The 1373-nt window shown below is 69.0% G+C and carries 1 protein-coding gene and 1 pseudogene; one reads left to right on the top strand and one right to left on the bottom strand.

All coding sequences use genetic code 11. From position 1 onward, the window contains the following. A pseudogene (locus tag ACFWPJ_RS32930) lies at window positions 1-142 on the bottom strand (transcriptional regulator); the annotation flags it as partial. Window positions 143-235: 93 nt separating this feature from the next. On the opposite strand from ACFWPJ_RS32930, the gene ACFWPJ_RS32935 reads away from it, so the two are divergent. Beyond that, window positions 236-1373, top strand: a 1138-nt coding sequence (locus tag ACFWPJ_RS32935; protein WP_378857447.1) for a thiolase family protein, incomplete at its 3' end; no start/stop codon positions are given.

A 1373-nucleotide genomic window follows, 5' to 3' on the forward strand; every position in this document is an offset into this window, starting at 1 on the left:
CAGAGTAGGCCTCGCGCAGGATGAGCATCGCCGAGCGGGTGCCGATCAGGTCCATGGCTCTGGCAATGGAACAGCCCGCGGTGTCCCACCTGCTCAGATCGGCCAAGGGTCCTTCCATCACGGCTGCCATGACCGACATCATACCCACCGCTGACTTGAGTAGATGATAGTTAGCACCTACGCTGACTATTGTTGGATAGAGCCAGAGTCGGCTCACCGTCGAAAGAGGACTCCCATGCGAGACGCGGTCATCGTCGAAGCGGTACGCACCCCCATCGGCCGGGGCAAACCGAACGGCGCACTCCACGACGTCCATCCCGTCGACCTGCTCGCGCACAGCCTGCGCGCGGTGATCGAGCGCAGCGGCATCGACCCGGCGCTGGTCGACGATGTGATCGGCGGCATCGTCACCCAGGTCGGCGAGCAGGGTTCGAACATGACCCGGCGGGCCGCGCTGGCGGCCGGGTATCCCGAATCGGTGCCCGCCACCACTGTCGACCGGCAGTGCGGGAGTAGTCAGCAGGCCATCCACTTCGCCGCGCAGGGCGTGATCGCGGGTGCGTACGACATCGTCGTGGCGGCGGGTGTGGAGTCGATGGGGCGAGTTCCCATGGGGGCCAATCTGATCGGCGCCACCGATCTGTCCGGCGTCGCCTTCACCGAGCGCTACCCGGATGAGCTTGTGCCCCAAGGCATCAGCGCCGAACTCATCGCCGCCAAGTGGGGACTGACCCGCACTCAGCTCGACGAGTTCGCGCTCGGCAGTCATGAAAAGGCCGCGCGCGCAACCAAAGACGGGCTCTTCGCGGCCGAGCTCGCGCCGCTTAACGGTCTGACCACCGACGAGGGCATCCGGGTCGGTTCCACCCTGGAGACGCTCGGCAAGCTGAAGCCCGCCTACTACGACCCCGCCATGGCGGCCCGTTTCCCGCAGATCGGCTGGGAGATCACGGCGGCCTCGGCCAGCCAGGTCAGCGACGGCAGCGCCGCGGTGCTCATCATGTCCGGCGAACGCGCCGCCGAACTGGGCCTGCGCCCGCTGGCCCGGCTGCACAGCTTCGCCGTCGCGGGCGACGATCCGCTGCTCATGCTCACCGCGGTCATCCCCGCCACCGAGAAGGTCCTGCGCCGGGCAGGCCTGCGACTCGACGACATCGACCTGATCGAGATCAACGAGGCCTTCTCCCCCGTCGTCCTGGCCTGGGCGCAGGAAACCGGCGCCGATCTGAGCAAGGTCAACGTCAACGGCGGCGCCATCGCCCTCGGCCACCCCCTCGGGGGGCGGCGGGCCCCCCCCCCCCCCCCCCCCCCCCCCCCCCCCCACCCCCCCCCCCCCCCCCCCCCCCCCACAACAACACAAGCAACACACGCGC

It is taken from the genome of Nocardia sp. NPDC058497 (genome assembly GCF_042720195.1).
Classification (GTDB): Bacteria; Actinomycetota; Actinomycetes; order Mycobacteriales; family Mycobacteriaceae; genus Nocardia.